Source organism: Streptomyces sp. NPDC005533 (genome assembly GCF_042871845.1).
Taxonomy (GTDB): domain Bacteria; phylum Actinomycetota; class Actinomycetes; order Streptomycetales; family Streptomycetaceae; genus Streptomyces.
The window spans coordinates 32,483-45,668 of the sequence record NZ_JBIAJH010000011.1; the positions used below are offsets into that span (position 1 = coordinate 32,483).

15 protein-coding genes are annotated in these 13,186 nt (G+C 70.2%); 10 read left to right on the top strand and 5 right to left on the bottom strand.

Translation table 11 applies throughout. The features are described 5' to 3' along the window. Positions 1-113: 113 nt before the first annotated feature. Both ACFYP3_RS13460 and ACFYP3_RS13465 read right to left on the bottom strand, forming a co-directional pair. Positions 114-1,163 carry a hypothetical protein gene (locus ACFYP3_RS13460; protein WP_388831195.1) on the bottom strand — a complete coding sequence of 350 codons (1,050 nt, stop codon included), beginning with the start codon at positions 1,161-1,163 and terminating at the stop codon, positions 114-116. Next, complete coding sequence (locus ACFYP3_RS13465; RefSeq protein ID WP_385813832.1) at positions 1,163-1,915, bottom strand: RNA polymerase sigma factor; 753 nt, start codon at positions 1,913-1,915, stop codon at positions 1,163-1,165. The genes ACFYP3_RS13460 and ACFYP3_RS13465 overlap by 1 nt, the downstream gene beginning before the upstream one ends. Positions 1,916-2,398: 483 nt before the next feature. Between ACFYP3_RS13465 and ACFYP3_RS13470 the strand changes: the two genes are divergently transcribed. The 5 genes from ACFYP3_RS13470 (at position 2,399) to ACFYP3_RS13490 (ending at position 6,444) form a co-directional block, all read left to right on the top strand. After that, positions 2,399-2,860 carry a 2-oxo-4-hydroxy-4-carboxy-5-ureidoimidazoline decarboxylase gene (locus ACFYP3_RS13470; RefSeq protein WP_388831448.1) on the top strand — a complete coding sequence of 154 codons (462 nt, stop codon included), beginning with the start codon at positions 2,399-2,401 and terminating at the stop codon, positions 2,858-2,860. A gap of 152 nt (positions 2,861-3,012) precedes the next feature. After that, entirely contained in the window at positions 3,013-3,393 is a 381-nt protein-coding gene (gene sdhC, locus ACFYP3_RS13475) for a succinate dehydrogenase, cytochrome b556 subunit (RefSeq protein ID WP_388831197.1), read from the top strand. Between the two features lie 5 nt (positions 3,394-3,398). Then, positions 3,399-3,899, top strand: coding sequence for a succinate dehydrogenase hydrophobic membrane anchor subunit (locus tag ACFYP3_RS13480; protein WP_362800489.1), 501 nt, complete (start codon positions 3,399-3,401; stop codon positions 3,897-3,899). Between the two features lie 23 nt (positions 3,900-3,922). Beyond that, positions 3,923-5,677 carry a succinate dehydrogenase flavoprotein subunit gene (gene sdhA / locus ACFYP3_RS13485; protein WP_388831199.1) on the top strand — a complete coding sequence of 585 codons (1,755 nt, stop codon included), beginning with the start codon at positions 3,923-3,925 and terminating at the stop codon, positions 5,675-5,677. After that, on the top strand, positions 5,677-6,444 hold the full coding sequence (locus ACFYP3_RS13490) for a succinate dehydrogenase iron-sulfur subunit (RefSeq protein WP_362852056.1): 768 nt from the start codon (positions 5,677-5,679) through the stop codon (positions 6,442-6,444). The genes sdhA and ACFYP3_RS13490 overlap by 1 nt, the downstream gene beginning before the upstream one ends. Before the next feature lie 74 nt (positions 6,445-6,518). Here the strand turns inward: ACFYP3_RS13490 and ACFYP3_RS13495 are convergent, their stop codons facing one another. Then, positions 6,519-6,689 (bottom strand): hypothetical protein, encoded by a 171-nt coding sequence (locus ACFYP3_RS13495; RefSeq protein ID WP_388831201.1) that lies wholly within the window; start codon positions 6,687-6,689, stop codon positions 6,519-6,521. 21 nt (positions 6,690-6,710) lie between these two features. Here ACFYP3_RS13495 and ACFYP3_RS13500 point away from each other — a divergent pair, with 21 nt between their 5' ends. Beyond that, positions 6,711-7,583 (top strand): serine hydrolase domain-containing protein, encoded by an 873-nt coding sequence (locus tag ACFYP3_RS13500; protein WP_388831203.1) that lies wholly within the window; start codon positions 6,711-6,713, stop codon positions 7,581-7,583. A 42-nt stretch (positions 7,584-7,625) separates the two neighbouring features. Then, positions 7,626-8,177 (top strand): hypothetical protein, encoded by a 552-nt coding sequence (locus ACFYP3_RS13505; protein ID WP_388831205.1) that lies wholly within the window; start codon positions 7,626-7,628, stop codon positions 8,175-8,177. Between the two features lie 45 nt (positions 8,178-8,222). On the opposite strand, the gene ACFYP3_RS13510 is transcribed toward ACFYP3_RS13505, so the two are convergent. After that, positions 8,223-9,659 (bottom strand): family 2B encapsulin nanocompartment shell protein, encoded by a 1,437-nt coding sequence (locus ACFYP3_RS13510; RefSeq protein ID WP_388831207.1) that lies wholly within the window; start codon positions 9,657-9,659, stop codon positions 8,223-8,225. 217 nt (positions 9,660-9,876) lie between these two features. On the opposite strand from ACFYP3_RS13510, the gene ACFYP3_RS13515 reads away from it, so the two are divergent. Genes ACFYP3_RS13515 through ACFYP3_RS13525 form a run of 3 tightly spaced genes read left to right on the top strand, consistent with a single transcriptional unit; the run spans position 9,877 to position 11,516 of the window. Beyond that, the gene (locus ACFYP3_RS13515; protein WP_388831209.1) at positions 9,877-10,281 is read left to right on the top strand and encodes a hypothetical protein; all 405 of its coding nucleotides are present in this window, start codon (positions 9,877-9,879) and stop codon (positions 10,279-10,281) included. Between the two features lie 21 nt (positions 10,282-10,302). Beyond that, positions 10,303-10,710, top strand: coding sequence for a thiol-disulfide oxidoreductase DCC family protein (locus tag ACFYP3_RS13520; RefSeq protein ID WP_388831211.1), 408 nt, complete (start codon positions 10,303-10,305; stop codon positions 10,708-10,710). Positions 10,711-10,721: 11 nt separating this feature from the next. After that, complete coding sequence (locus ACFYP3_RS13525) at positions 10,722-11,516, top strand: TetR family transcriptional regulator (protein WP_388831213.1); 795 nt, start codon at positions 10,722-10,724, stop codon at positions 11,514-11,516. Positions 11,517-11,532: 16 nt separating this feature from the next. Here the strand turns inward: ACFYP3_RS13525 and ACFYP3_RS13530 are convergent, their stop codons facing one another. Then, a complete protein-coding gene (locus ACFYP3_RS13530) occupies positions 11,533-13,089 on the bottom strand; it encodes an ABC transporter substrate-binding protein (protein WP_388831215.1) in 1,557 nt (518 codons plus the stop codon). Positions 13,090-13,186: the final 97 nt, after the last annotated feature.

Consider the following 13,186-nt stretch of genomic DNA (forward strand, 5'->3'; position numbering starts at 1 on the left):
CAGAGCCCAGGGGTACGGGGGGAACCCCGGCTCATGCGCGGCCGATGACCAGTCGGCTCGATATGTACTGCGTCGCCGGTTCGAAAAGTGTTACAGGCGGGTCAGCACATGTGTCAGAGGCCGGTGCGCAGGCCCGTCGCACCCCGCGGAAGCGCCGGGGCGAGGGTCGGGGGCCCCGGCGTGCCGTCCCCGAGCGGGGTGTCGCGACGCTTGCCGCCGGAGTCCCCGTCCAGCACCGACTTGCAGTAGTCCGGGATCCGGGTGAGTCCGTCGGCCAGGCGGGAGAGCCGCTCGCGGCGGTCGTCGTCGAGGCGTCCCGACCGGTAGTCCTGGCAGAGGTCCAGCGCCTTCAGCAGGGTCTCCCGCTCGCGCCGCTCACGGTCCTTGCCGGTGTCCCCGCCGCCGAAGGTGTCCCGGTCCGGGTCCTTGTCGCCCGTGCCGCCCGCGGCGTTCCGGCCGCTCTCGGTGTCCTTGCCCGCGCCGCCGGTGCCCGAGGCGCCCGACGAGGCGCCCCCGCCGGCCGTGGTGCCCGGCACCGTGCGTCCGTCCGGGCCCGGGAACTGCGTGGGACCGGGGGTGACCGTCGAATTCGAGCCGTTCGGCAGCGGGGTGGGCAGCAGCTTCGGGGTGAGCGTCGGGGCTCCGCTGCCGATGCCCGGCTCCGGGTTCTCGCCGGCGCTCACGGACATCGCCGGTCCCGGCCCCGCGGTGTCGTGCCGGTCCCGGTCCAGCAGCCCGGCGCCCGCCGCGGCGGCGAGACCGCCGACGGCGACGCTCGCCAGAGCGGCCGCCAGGCCGAAGCTCACGGTCCGGGCGCGCCGGGGCGCGGGGGTGAAGGAGGGGACGAGACGGCCGAGATCGACCACGGGCTCGCCGGATCCGGCCGGCGCGGTGCGCTCCGGCCGTCGTGCGGAAGGACCGGCGGCACGTGACGTGCGGAAGGCGGCCACGGCCGCGGCCTCGCCGGGCAGTTCCGTGCCCGCGGGCGGCAGCTCGCCGCCCGTACCCAGGGCTTGAAGGGCGTCCAGCGCGGCACGCAGTCGCGCGGCCTCGACGCGGGCACGCGGTTCTGCGCCGGCCGGCCCCACAGGTTCCGCCGGTTCGCCGCGCAGCAGTCTGTCCGCCGCGGCCTGGTCCAGCCACCTGTTGCGCTCGTCGGCCATCACATGTCCTTCTGCGTCCGCCAACGTGAATGCGTCACACCGGTTTGTTCTACGAAGCCCCCGCCACGGCCGCGTTGCGCGGGTACGGCGTCGAGATCCCTCCCGCCCCCGCCGTCCCACGGCTGGCCACCGGCATTATGGCCGACCGCCGCGCCCGGCTCCGCGCCGGTGCCCGGGTCCGGCCCGAATCCGCCGTCCGCGCCCTCTTCGCCGAGCAGCTCGGCCAGCTTCTTCAGGCCCCGGTGCGCCGCGGTGCGGACGGCGCCGGGGCGCTTGCCGAGGGTCTCGGCCGCGCTCTTCGCGTCGAGCCCGACCACGACGCGCAGGACGACGGCCTCCGCCTGGTCCTGCGGGAGCCGGGCGATGAGCGCCATGGTCCGGCCGGTGGAGAGGGACTCCATCGCCGCGCCCGCGGTGTCGCAGTCGGCGGCCCACGCGGTCAGCTCGGTGTCGTCGCCGCCGATGGCGGGACGGCGCCCGCGCATGCGGATGTGGTCGAGGGCCCGGTTGCGGGCGATGCGGGCGGCCCAGCCGCGGAAGCGGTCGGCGTCGCCGGTGAAGGAGTCGAGGTCGCGGGCGATCTGCAGCCAGGCCTCGGAGGTCACGTCCTCCGCGTCGCCGTCTCCGACGAGCGTGCGTACGTATCCGAGCAGGCGTGGGTGCACGGCGCGGTACACAGCACGGAACGCGTTCTCGTCGCCGTCCTGTGCCGCGAGCACCGCGGCGGTCAGCTCCGCGTCGTCCCCCAGCAAAGTCCCCAACCCGTTCAACGTCCTGTACGTGTGGCGCAAATCAGCACGTTACGGCTTTCAAGCACCTCCCGTCCACGAGTGATACAACGCGCAACCAATCCTGTGCGGAGCGAGGTGTGACACAAAACGCACTCCGGGCGCTGACAGGGGTACGGGCTTGTCGCACGAGTCCGTGACGGATGGCGGCCGGGGCCTCTCCTGTGGGGGGTGGCGGCCTCGGTCGCCCTCCCCCTCCCGGACGACTTCCCGGGCCTGGCTGTGGCGCTCACGTCATCCTTTCGGCTCACTTCCGGGTGAAATCCCCAGATGGGTACGACACACCCTGCCTCCCGTCGCTAGCGTGGCGGTACACCCGCGCCGCGCCCCGAGGAGCCCTCGCTGTCCAGCCACCTTCCGGCACAGGCCCGCGGCTGCCCCGACCCTTCTCACGGCTCAGGACTGACGCGGTTCAACGCCCTGTCCCCCGAGGCCGCCCACGCCGTCCTGCTGAACTGCTGCGGGAGCCGGCGCTGGGCGCACCGGATGGCCACCCACCGCCCGTACCCGAATCCGGACGCCCTGCTCGCCGCCGCGGACGAGGCCTCGTACGACCTCTCGCAGGCCGATCTGACCGAGGCGCTGGCCGCGGAGTCCTCGGCGGAGCTGGACCACGGCGCACCGTACGCCGCGCTGCTGGCCCTCGACGCGGCGCACGCGGAGTACGAACGGAAGTTCGGTCACGCCTTCGTGATCAGTCTCGCCGGGCATCCGCCGGAGGAGCAGGCGGACCAGCTGCTGGGGGCGATCCGCCGCAGGATGACGCACGAGGTGGACGAGGAGCGCTCCATCTCCGCGGACGAGCTGCGCCGCGTCGCCCAGGACCGGCTCTGGGATCTGACACGCTGGCTGACCTCGACCGATGGGCCGAGTGCCACGGAAATCGGGCTATTCGCCCCTGTGGGATAGCCCGTACGTGCCTGTTTGATCACACCGATGGCCCCCGCGCAAGGGAACCGACAAAGCGTCGCTACGATGTCCGGGGCCGGAGGACCGTACCCGGCCGGGCCCGACCGACAAAGAAGCCGGCTGGCCCCCGCCCCGCTTCCGGAGGGTTTTCCGTGCCGGCTGGAACGTTGTACCGCGGCCGGGAAGGAATGTGGTCCTGGGTGGCTCATCGAGTCACCGGCGTCCTCATTTTCTTCTTCCTGTTCGTACACGTCCTCGACACCGCTCTCGTCCGCGTCTCCCCCGAGGCGTACGACGACGTGGTGGCTACCTACAAGACTCCGATCGTCGCGCTGCTGGAGTACGGCCTCGTCGCCGCCATCCTGTTCCACGCGCTCAACGGTCTCCGTGTCATCGCCGTGGACTTCTGGTCCAAGGGACCCCGCTACCAGAAGCAGATGCTCTGGACCGTCGTGGGCATCTGGATCGTGATGATGGCCATGGCCCTGTACCCCGTACTGGGTCACGCCTACCTTGAACTGTTCGGGAAGTGACACGCATGTCTTCTGACACTTCTTCCGTCGACATGACCAAGGGCGCCGGCGACGGCGGCTCCGTGACCGGCGTCTCGCTCTACGACGTCGACAACCCGGCGCCGTACATCGAGGCCCCGCGCAAGCGCACGGGCAAGACCCCGCGCTCGACCCGCGGCAACTTCGAGATGGTCGCGTGGCTCTTCATGCGCCTCTCGGGCATCGTGCTCGTCGTCCTGGTCATCGGCCACCTGCTGATCCAGCTGGTGCTCGACGGCGGCGTCTCCAAGATCGGCTTCGCCTTCGTGGCCGGCCGGTGGGCTTCCCCGTTCTGGCAGGTCTGGGACCTGCTGATGCTGTGGCTGGCGATGCTGCACGGCGCCAATGGTCTGCGTACCGTCATCAACGACTACGCGGAGCGCGCCAACACGCGGCTGTGGCTGAAGGGCCTGCTCTACACCGCCACGGTGTTCACCATCCTTCTGGGCACGCTGGTGATCTTCACCTTCGACCCGAACATCCGCTAGGCAACGGGGCTGAGGCGAAACCAATGAAGATCCACAAGTACGACACCGTCATCGTCGGCGCAGGTGGCGCGGGCATGCGCGCCGCCATCGAGTCGACGAAGCGCAGCCGCACCGCGGTGCTGACGAAGCTCTACCCCACCCGCTCCCACACGGGCGCCGCGCAGGGCGGCATGGCCGCCGCGCTGGCGAACGTGGAGGAGGACAACTGGGAGTGGCACACCTTCGACACGGTCAAGGGCGGTGACTACCTGGTCGACCAGGACGCCGCCGAGATCCTGGCGAAGGAGGCCATCGACGCGGTCCTCGACCTGGAGAAGATGGGCCTGCCGTTCAACCGCACCCCGGACGGCACCATCGACCAGCGCCGCTTCGGCGGCCACTCGCGCAACCACGGCGAGGCGCCGGTCCGCCGGTCCTGCTACGCCGCGGACCGCACCGGTCACATGATCCTCCAGACGCTGTACCAGAACTGCGTCAAGGAGGGCGTGGAGTTCTTCAACGAGTTCTACGTCCTCGACCAGCTCCTGGTCGAGGAGGACGGCGTCAAGAAGTCGGCCGGTGTGGTCGCGTACGAGCTCGCCACCGGCGAGATCCACGTGTTCCAGGCCAAGGCCGTCATCTACGCCTCCGGCGGCACCGGCAAGTTCTTCAAGGTGACCTCCAACGCGCACACCCTCACGGGTGACGGCCAGGCGGCCTGCTACCGCCGCGGCCTGCCGCTGGAGGACATGGAGTTCTTCCAGTTCCACCCGACGGGCATCTGGCGCATGGGCATCCTGCTGACGGAGGGCGCCCGCGGTGAGGGCGGCATCCTCCGCAACAAGGACGGCGAGCGCTTCATGGAGAAGTACGCGCCGGTCATGAAGGACCTCGCGTCCCGTGACGTCGTCTCGCGCTCCATCTACACCGAGATCCGTGAGGGCCGCGGCTGCGGTCCCGCCGGTGACCACGTGTACCTGGACCTGACGCACCTCCCGCCGGAGCAGCTCGACGCGAAGCTCCCGGACATCACCGAGTTCGCGCGCACCTACCTGGGCATCGAGCCGTACACGGACCCGATCCCGATCCAGCCCACCGCGCACTACGCCATGGGCGGCATCCCGACCAACGTCGAGGGTGAGGTCCTGGCGGACAACACCACCGTCGTCCCGGGCCTGTACGCGGCCGGCGAGGTCGCGTGCGTGTCGGTGCACGGCGCGAACCGCCTGGGCACCAACTCGCTGCTGGACATCAACGTCTTCGGCAAGCGCTCCGGCATCGCCGCGGCCAGGTACTCGCAGGAGAACGACTACGTCGAGCTCCCGGAGAACCCGGCGCAGCAGGTCGTCGACCTCGTCGAGCGCCTGCGCAACTCCACGGGCAACGAGCGGGTCGCCGAGCTGCGCCTGGAGCTCCAGGAGACGATGGACGCGTGCGTGATGGTGTTCCGTACGGAGCAGACCATCAAGACCGCGGTCGAGAAGATCGCGGAGCTGCGCGAGCGCTACAAGAACGTGTCCGTCCAGGACAAGGGCAAGCGCTTCAACACGGACCTGCTGGAGGCCATCGAGCTGGGCAACCTGCTCGACCTGGCCGAGGTCATGGCCGTGTCCGCGCTGGCGCGCAAGGAATCCCGCGGCGGTCACTACCGCGAGGACTACCCGAACCGCGACGACGTCAACTTCATGCGCCACACCATGGCGTACCGCGAGGTCGGCGACGACGGCAAGGACTCCGTCCGGCTGGACTACAAGCCCGTCGTCGTCACCCGCTACCAGCCGATGGAGCGTAAGTACTGATGGCCACCCCGACCATGTCCGAGACGGACAAGATGGAGGCGGCGGCCGCCGCCTCGCCGTTCATCACGGTCACCTTCCGGATCCGCCGCTTCAACCCGGAGATCTCGGAGGAGTCGACCTGGCAGGACTTCCAGGTCGAGATCGACCCGAAGGAGCGCGTGCTCGACGGTCTCCACAAGATCAAGTGGGACCTCGACGGCACGCTGACCTTCCGCCGCTCGTGCGCGCACGGCATCTGCGGCTCCGACGCGATGCGGATCAACGGCAAGAACAGGCTCGCCTGCAAGACGCTGATCAAGGACATCAACCCGGAGAAGCCGATCACCGTCGAGGCCATCAAGGGCCTCACGGTGATGAAGGACCTCGTCGTCGACATGGAGCCCTTCTTCCAGGCGTACCGCGACGTCATGCCCTTCCTGGTCACCAAGGGCAACGAGCCGACGCGCGAGCGCCTGCAGTCCGCCGAGGACCGCGAGCGCTTCGACGACACCACCAAGTGCATCCTGTGCGCCGCGTGCACGTCCTCGTGCCCGGTGTTCTGGAACGACGGCCAGTACTTCGGCCCGGCGGCGATCGTCAACGCGCACCGCTTCATCTTCGACTCGCGTGACGAGGCCGGCGAGCAGCGGCTGGAGATCCTGAACGACAAGGACGGCGTGTGGCGCTGCCGCACGACCTTCAACTGCACCGACGCGTGCCCGCGTGGCATCGAGGTCACGAAGGCGATCCAGGAAGTCAAGCGCGCCCTGATCACGCGCCGCTTCTGACCTTCCGGTCCGTCTGTGCGAGGCCCCGTCCCCGGTCCGTCCGGGGGCGGGGCCCTCGCCGTTCCCCCAGCGCGTCAGCGGGCGGGAGCCGCGCTCACGATCGGCGCCCTGCCGGCCTCGGCCCGGCCGGCTCCGGCTCCCGCTCCGGGCACCGGGACGGGCACGGCGGTGGGCCACCGCTCGGGGGTCGACGAGGAGGCCCTGGCGCAGGCGATGGCCCCCGGCGCCGTCGCGGCGGGCACCATGGTGCGGGTGTCCGGGCGGGGGTGCGCTGGACGAAGGCGACGGGTCCGCTCTCCCAGGACCCCGCGGCGTCCTTCCGGATCGGCAGCATGACCAAGCTGTTCACCTCCACCGTGGTGCTCCAGCTCGTCGCGGAGGGCCGGTTCACCCTGGACACCCCGATCCGGGAGGTCCTCCCCGAGACCGTTCCGGCGCACTGGAAGCCGATCACCATCGGTCAGCTGCTGAGCCACACCAGCGGCCTCGGGCTGCCCTGCGAGCCCCTGGCGGACGGCCTCGGGCTGACCCCCGAACGGGTGGTCCACGCCTGGACCGGCTGCCCCACCGCACCGCAGTCCCCCGTCACCGCGCAGCAGTACAACGGCGCCAACTACTTCTTCCTCGGACTCGCGATCGAGAAGGTCACCGGCCGCACCTACGCCGAGGAGGTCCAGCGGCGCATCGCGCGCCCGCTCGGCCTGCGCCACACGTACGTCCCGCAGGCGGGGGACGCCTCCATGCCCACCCCCTCCCTCGCCGCGCCGACCCCGAAGGAGCCGTGGGCCTGGGCGGAAGACGGGATGATCTCCAACGCCCCCGACATGGAACGCTTCATGAGGGCCCTGCTCGGCGGCCGCCTGCTGCCCCCGGCCCAACAGCGACAGCTCTTCGTCAAGCCCGAACTGTCCAAGACAGCCGCTGAACAGCCGTACAATCAGGGCGGGTTGATGTTCCACATCCTCTCGGACGGGACGGAGATCCGGGGGAAGACGGGCAGCACGGCCCCGTACTCCAACGGCGTCTTCGGCACGCGGGACGGCACGCGGATCGCCACCTGGTCCTTCCTCCCCACCCCGGAGGCGGCCAAGGCGGGCATCATCGACCGCGTGACCAAGATCCTGGAAGCGGCTCTCTGACCGGCGTACGGGGAGGGGGGCCCTTGTGGAAGGATCGGCCATATGAGCGAGCAGCAGCCGAATCCGTACGCGAACGACCCCACCGGCCAGGGCGGCCAGGGCGGCACCCCCGGTCAGGGCGACTACAAGTGGGGTCCGGGCGAGGCCAGTTACGGCTACCCGCAGCCCTATCCGGCGGCCCCGGCCTACCAGCCGACCATCGGCGGCGCGGGCCTGCCGGCCCCGGGCTACCCCGCCGCCGCCCCGGCCGGCGGCGCCGGCCTGTCCCTCGGCGACATCACCATCGCCGGGGACCAGATCATCACCCCGTCCGGCGCGATGCCGCTCAAGGGCGCCATGTGGAACGCGACGGACTTCTCGCGCACCGAGGAGAAGATCCCGGCCCACGCCGTCGTGCTCGCGATCGTCTTCTTCATCTTCTGCCTGCTCGGCCTGCTCTTCCTCCTGATGAAGGAGAAGACCACCACCGGCTACATCCAGGTGACGGTGACCAGCGGCGGCCGCCACCACTCCACGATGATCCCGGCGACGAACGCGGGCTCCTACCAGTGGGTGATGTCCCAGGTGAACTACGCCCGCTCGCTGAGCTTCTGACGGGTCGGCGCGGGGCGGGGCACCGCCCGGCGGGCGCCCCCGCCCTCACGCGCGCGGACGGACCTCGACGTTCTCCAGGACGCCGACGGCGTCCGGGACCAGGACGGCCGCCGAGTAGTAGGCGGTGACGAGGTACGAGATGATCGCCCGCTCGTCGATGCCCATGAAGCGGACGTTGAGCCCCGGCTCCAACTCGTCCGGCAGGCCGGTCTGGTAGAGGCCGATCACGCCCTCGTTGTCCTCGCCCGTGCGCACCGCGATGATCGAGGAGGTGTGCTGCTCGGTGAGCGGGATCTTCCCGCAGGGCAGGATCGGCACCCCCCGCCAGGTGGGGATGTGGTGGCCGTCGACCTCGACGGCGGCGAGGCCGATGCCGCGCTTGTTGCACTCCTTGCCGAAGGCGGCGATCGCCTTCGGGTGGGCGAACAGGTACTGGGTGCCGCGCCGCATGGAGAGCAGGTCGTCGAGGTCGTCCGGGGTCGGCGGCCCGCAGTGCGTCTGGATCCGCTGGTCGAAGTCGGCGTTGTGGAGCAGCCCGAACTCCGGGTTGTTGACGAGCTCGTACTCCTGCCGCTCCCGTAGCTCCTGGACGGTGAGCCGAAACTGCTGGTGGGTCTGGTTCATCGGCTGGTTGTAGAGGTCGGCGACGCGGGTGTGCACCCGCAGCACGGTCTGGGCGACGCTCAGCTCGTACTCGCGGGGCGTGAGCTCGTAGTCGGCGAAGGCGCCGGGCAGCGGGTGCTCCCCGTGGTGGCCGGCGCTCAGTTCGATGGCCTTCTCCCCGGCCCGGTTGGTCCGGAAGCCGTTGCGGCTGCCGTTCAGGCCGGCGACGTGCGCGCGCAGGTGGGCGTACTGGTCGGCGACCGCCCGGTACGCCGTCTCCGGGAGGGCGAGGAGCGTGACGGCGGTCGCCGCGCGGGCGGTGAACTCCCAGGTGGCGCCCTTGGCGCGGGCCAGGGTGTGGCCGCCGAAGGTGTCGCCGTCACCGAGGCGGCCGATGACGTTCTCGTCGCCGTACTTGCCCGCGCAGACCTTCTCGACCTTCCCGTGGGCGATGAGGAAGACGTGGTCGGCCTTCTTCCCCGACTGCACGATGACCTGGCCGGGCTGGTACTCCTTCTGCACGAACCGCTCGGCCAGCGCGCCGAGCGCGAGCGGGTCGCCGAAGCCGCGCAGCAGCGGCAGCTCGGTCAGCTCGGCCGGGATGACGTGGACCTTGGAGCCGTTCTTGACGAAGGTGACGCGGCCGTCGCCGAGCGTGTACGAGAGCCGCCGGTTCACCCGGTAGACGCCGCCGGGCGTGTGCACCCAGGGCAGTTTCCGCAGGAGCCAGCGGGAGCTGATGCCCCGCATCTGCGGCTCGGACTTGGTCGTCGTCGCGAGGTTGCGCGCCGCCGCCGTACTCAGGCTGAGCTGTTCCTGTTCCTGTTCCTGCCGCTGCGCCGTTCCGGTCCGGGTGCCGGGGGCTGTCTCGACCGACATGGCCGCCTCGCTTTCGAATGCAGGTGACGGTGACCCTCGGTCGCCATGTGTAACGCATCGTGGTTGCGGCTGTCGCCGGGCGTCGCCACGGCCGGGTGAGGTGAGGGGGCCGTCCGGCCCAGCCCCGAGAGCCCCCGAGCATGCGCTTGAACTTGTTCAAAAAAGGCCCTACAGTCAACGTCGTAAGCATTTGAACGCGTTCAAGGGGGCTGGGTCCATGGACCTCACCGTGGTCACGTACGTCATCTACCTGCTGGTCAGCATCGGTCTCACCGTCTGGGTGGCCCGCACGCTCAGCCGCAACGGCCGGGTCTTCATCGGCGACGTCCTCCAGGGCAACGAGAAGCTCGCGGACGCCGTCAACCAACTCCTCGTGGTCGGCTTCTACCTGGTGAACATCGGCTTCGTGACGCTGTACCTGAGGTCGAGCGAGGAGGTCGACACCGCCCGCGGACTCTTCGAGGCCCTCTCGGTCAAGCTCGGCGTCGTCCTGCTGGTCCTCGGCGTCATGCACCTCGGGAACGTGTGGGTGCTGAACAAGATGCGCCGCCGGGGCATCATGGAGCACCAGCAGACCCCGCCCGTCGCCCCGCAGGGGTGGACCGTGCCGACCGGGGCCTGAGCCGTGGCCCCCACGGGAGCGGTGCGGAAACTGACCGTCCTGTACGACGCGAACTGCCCGCTCTGCGTGCACATCCGGCACTGGCTGCTCGCGCAGCGCTGGCTGGTCCCGCTCGCCCTGGTCCCGGCGGCCTCGTACGAGGCGCAGCGCCGCTACCCGCGGCTCGACCACGCGTCGACGCTGAAGGAGATCACCGTGATCGGGGACTCGGGGCAGGTGTGGACGGGGACCGACGCCTTCATCGTGTGCCTGTGGGCGCTGGTGGAACACCGGCCGAAGGCCAACTGGCTGGCCACCGCGGCCGGCCGGCCCTTCGCCCGGGCGGCCATGTACACCGCCTCCGCCTGGCGGCAGGCGGTACGGACCGGGGGAGCACCGGAAGGTGTGGAGGGACCGGCCTGTGACGACCACTGTTCCGTCCCCCGATAGGCTCATCCACCGTGACTGATCAGAAGGCTCCCAAGAGCGAGCAGACCCGCACGCTCATCCTCGAAACCGCGCTCCGTCTCTTCCAGGAGCGCGGCTTCGACAAGACGACGATGCGGGGTATCGCGAAGGAGGCCGGTGTCTCGGTCGGCAACGCCTACTACTACTTCGAATCGAAGGAACACCTGGTCCAGGGGTTCTACGACCGGATCGGCGCGGCACACCAGGCGGCGGTCCGGCCCATCCTGGACAACGAGACCGATCTCCAGAAGCGGCTCGCGGGCGTACTGACCAGCTGGATGGACATCGCGGCCCCGTACCACGAGTTCGCCTCGCAGTTCTTCAAGAACGCCGCCGACCCCGAGAGTCCGCTGAGCCCGTTCTCGCCGGAATCCGAGACGGCGCGGCAGGCGGCCATCGACATCCACCGCGAGGTGCTGGCGGGTGCGAAGACCAAGGTGCCGGCCGAGCTGGCCGACGTCCTGCCCGAGCTCATGTGGCTCTCGCAGATGGGCCTGGTCCTGTACTGGGTCTTCGACCGCTCCCCGAACAGCGAGAAGACGCGGCGGCTCGCCGAGCGCGGCGCGCAGCTGACGACGCGGGGCATCGTCCTCGCCCGGTTCCGGGTGCTGCGGCCGCTGGTGCGGGAAGTGCACGAACTGTTCGCGGACTTCCTGCCGGGCATGGCGCAGACGGCCACGGCCGGGGCCCGGCGCAAGGCGTCGGACCCGGACCCGAAGTCGGACCCGGACCCGAAGTCGACGTCGGACCCGAAGTCGACGTCGGACCCGAAGTCGGACCCCGCGTAGGCCCGGGGCCCCGTGCTCAGAGCCAGTCGAGTTCCCACAGGCGCCAGACCCCGGTGCCGTCCGACAGGTACTGGCCGCCGGTGACGGCGTCGCGGGACATCACGTAGTCCTTCTTCTGCCAGATCGGCACCAGCGGGGCCTGCTGGGCGACCGCCTTCTGGAGGTCGCGGAACTCGGTGGCGGCGTCGGCCCGCTCCGAGTGGGACTGGGTACGGGTGATCAGCTCGTCGACGTGCTTGTCGGAGAACCCGTTGTTCATGGACGAGTCGGCGCCGACGAGCGGGGAGAGGAAGTTGTCCGCGTCCGGGAAGTCGGCGACCCACCCGATCGTGTAGACGTCGAACTCGCCCGCCGCGTACCCCTTCTGGTAGTCGGCCCACTTCTCGACCGGCTTGACCGTCACCTGGAAGAGCCCGGTGCCCTCCAGCTGCCGCTTGAGTTCCTGGGCCTCGGTGACGTTCGCGCCGCGCACGTTCACGCCCAGGGTGAGCGGGACGGTGGCGTTGATCCCGGCGTCCTTGAGGAGCTTCTTCGCGGTGGCAGCGTTGGGCGTCGGGTAGGCGTCGAAGAAGGGCGTGCTGTGACCGGCGATGCCCGCCGGGACCAGGGAGTACAGCGGGGTGACGGTGCCCAGGTAGACGTCGCTCGCCACCTTGGAGCGGTCGAGCACGGCGGCGACGGCCTGGCGGACGGCGAGCGGCGCGGCGGCGGAGCCGGGGCGGACGTTGAAGACCATCGAGCGGGTCTCGCTGCCGCCGGCGGCCTGGTAGCGGACGTCCTTCATGCCCGGGTTGAGGCCGGCGAGGACGGCCGGCGGCATCTCCCGGTGGGCGACCTCGACCTGGCGGGCGTTCCAGGCCTGGTCGAGGTCCGCGGAGTCCTTGTAGTACTTCACCGTGACGGGAGTGCGGGCGGGCTTGCCCTGCCCCTTGTACGAGGTGTTGGGCTTGAGCCCGGCGCTCGTACCGGCCTTGTACGCGCCCAGCGTGTACGGGCCCGAGCCGTCGATCCTGCCGTCCTCGCGCAGGGACTTCGCCGGGTACGTGTCCTTGTCGACGATCGAGGCGGCGCCCGTCGCGATCTTGAAGGGGAACGTGGCGTCGCCGGCGGAGAGGTTGAAGGTGACCGTCCGGCCCTCGGCCTTGACCGACTCCAGGGTGTTGAACAGCGGGGCCGGGCCCTGGTCGGAGTTGATCGCTTTGATGCGGTCGAAGGAGTGCTTGACGTCCTCGGCGGTGATCGCCCGACCGCCGGCGAACTTCACGTCGGGGCGCAGCTCGCACTGGTAGGTGGTGAGCTTCTGGCCGACGAACCCGCAGGAGGAGGCGGCGTCCGGCACGGGGGCGTCGGAGCCGGGCTTGACGGTCAGCAGCGACTGGTAGACGTTGCTGAACAGGGCCCAGGAACCGACGTCGTACGCCCCTGCCGGGTCGAGGGAGGAGACCACGTCGGTCGTCCCGACCCGGATGGCGCCGTGGCCGCTGCCGTCCTCGGGCAGCAACTGCCAGGCGGCCACGCCGGCCACGCCGAGGACCAGCCCGGCCGCGATGATCTTCCAGCGGACAGACCGCATCCCGTGAACCCCACCCCTTGTCCCGGTGACAGCGCCACGCTGTCCGATTAACGGTCATCCCATCACGGAATATCAGCTGCCGGAAGGTCGATTCCCG

Coding starts and splice junctions, on each gene's coding strand:
- ACFYP3_RS13510 (WP_388831207.1), bottom strand. CDS start 9,659: ATGTCGGTCGAGACAGCCCCCGGCACCCGGACCGGAACGGCGCAGCGG.
- ACFYP3_RS13505 (WP_388831205.1), top strand. CDS start 7,626: ATGAGCGAGCAGCAGCCGAATCCGTACGCGAACGACCCCACCGGCCAG.
- ACFYP3_RS13490 (WP_362852056.1), top strand. CDS start 5,677: ATGGCCACCCCGACCATGTCCGAGACGGACAAGATGGAGGCGGCGGCC.
- ACFYP3_RS13530 (WP_388831215.1), bottom strand. CDS start 13,089: ATGCGGTCTGTCCGCTGGAAGATCATCGCGGCCGGGCTGGTCCTCGGC.
- ACFYP3_RS13460 (WP_388831195.1), bottom strand. CDS start 1,163: ATGGCCGACGAGCGCAACAGGTGGCTGGACCAGGCCGCGGCGGACAGA.
- ACFYP3_RS13480 (WP_362800489.1), top strand. CDS start 3,399: ATGTCTTCTGACACTTCTTCCGTCGACATGACCAAGGGCGCCGGCGAC.
- ACFYP3_RS13515 (WP_388831209.1), top strand. CDS start 9,877: ATGGACCTCACCGTGGTCACGTACGTCATCTACCTGCTGGTCAGCATC.
- ACFYP3_RS13495 (WP_388831201.1), bottom strand. CDS start 6,689: ATGGTGCCCGCCGCGACGGCGCCGGGGGCCATCGCCTGCGCCAGGGCC.
- sdhA (WP_388831199.1), top strand. CDS start 3,923: ATGAAGATCCACAAGTACGACACCGTCATCGTCGGCGCAGGTGGCGCG.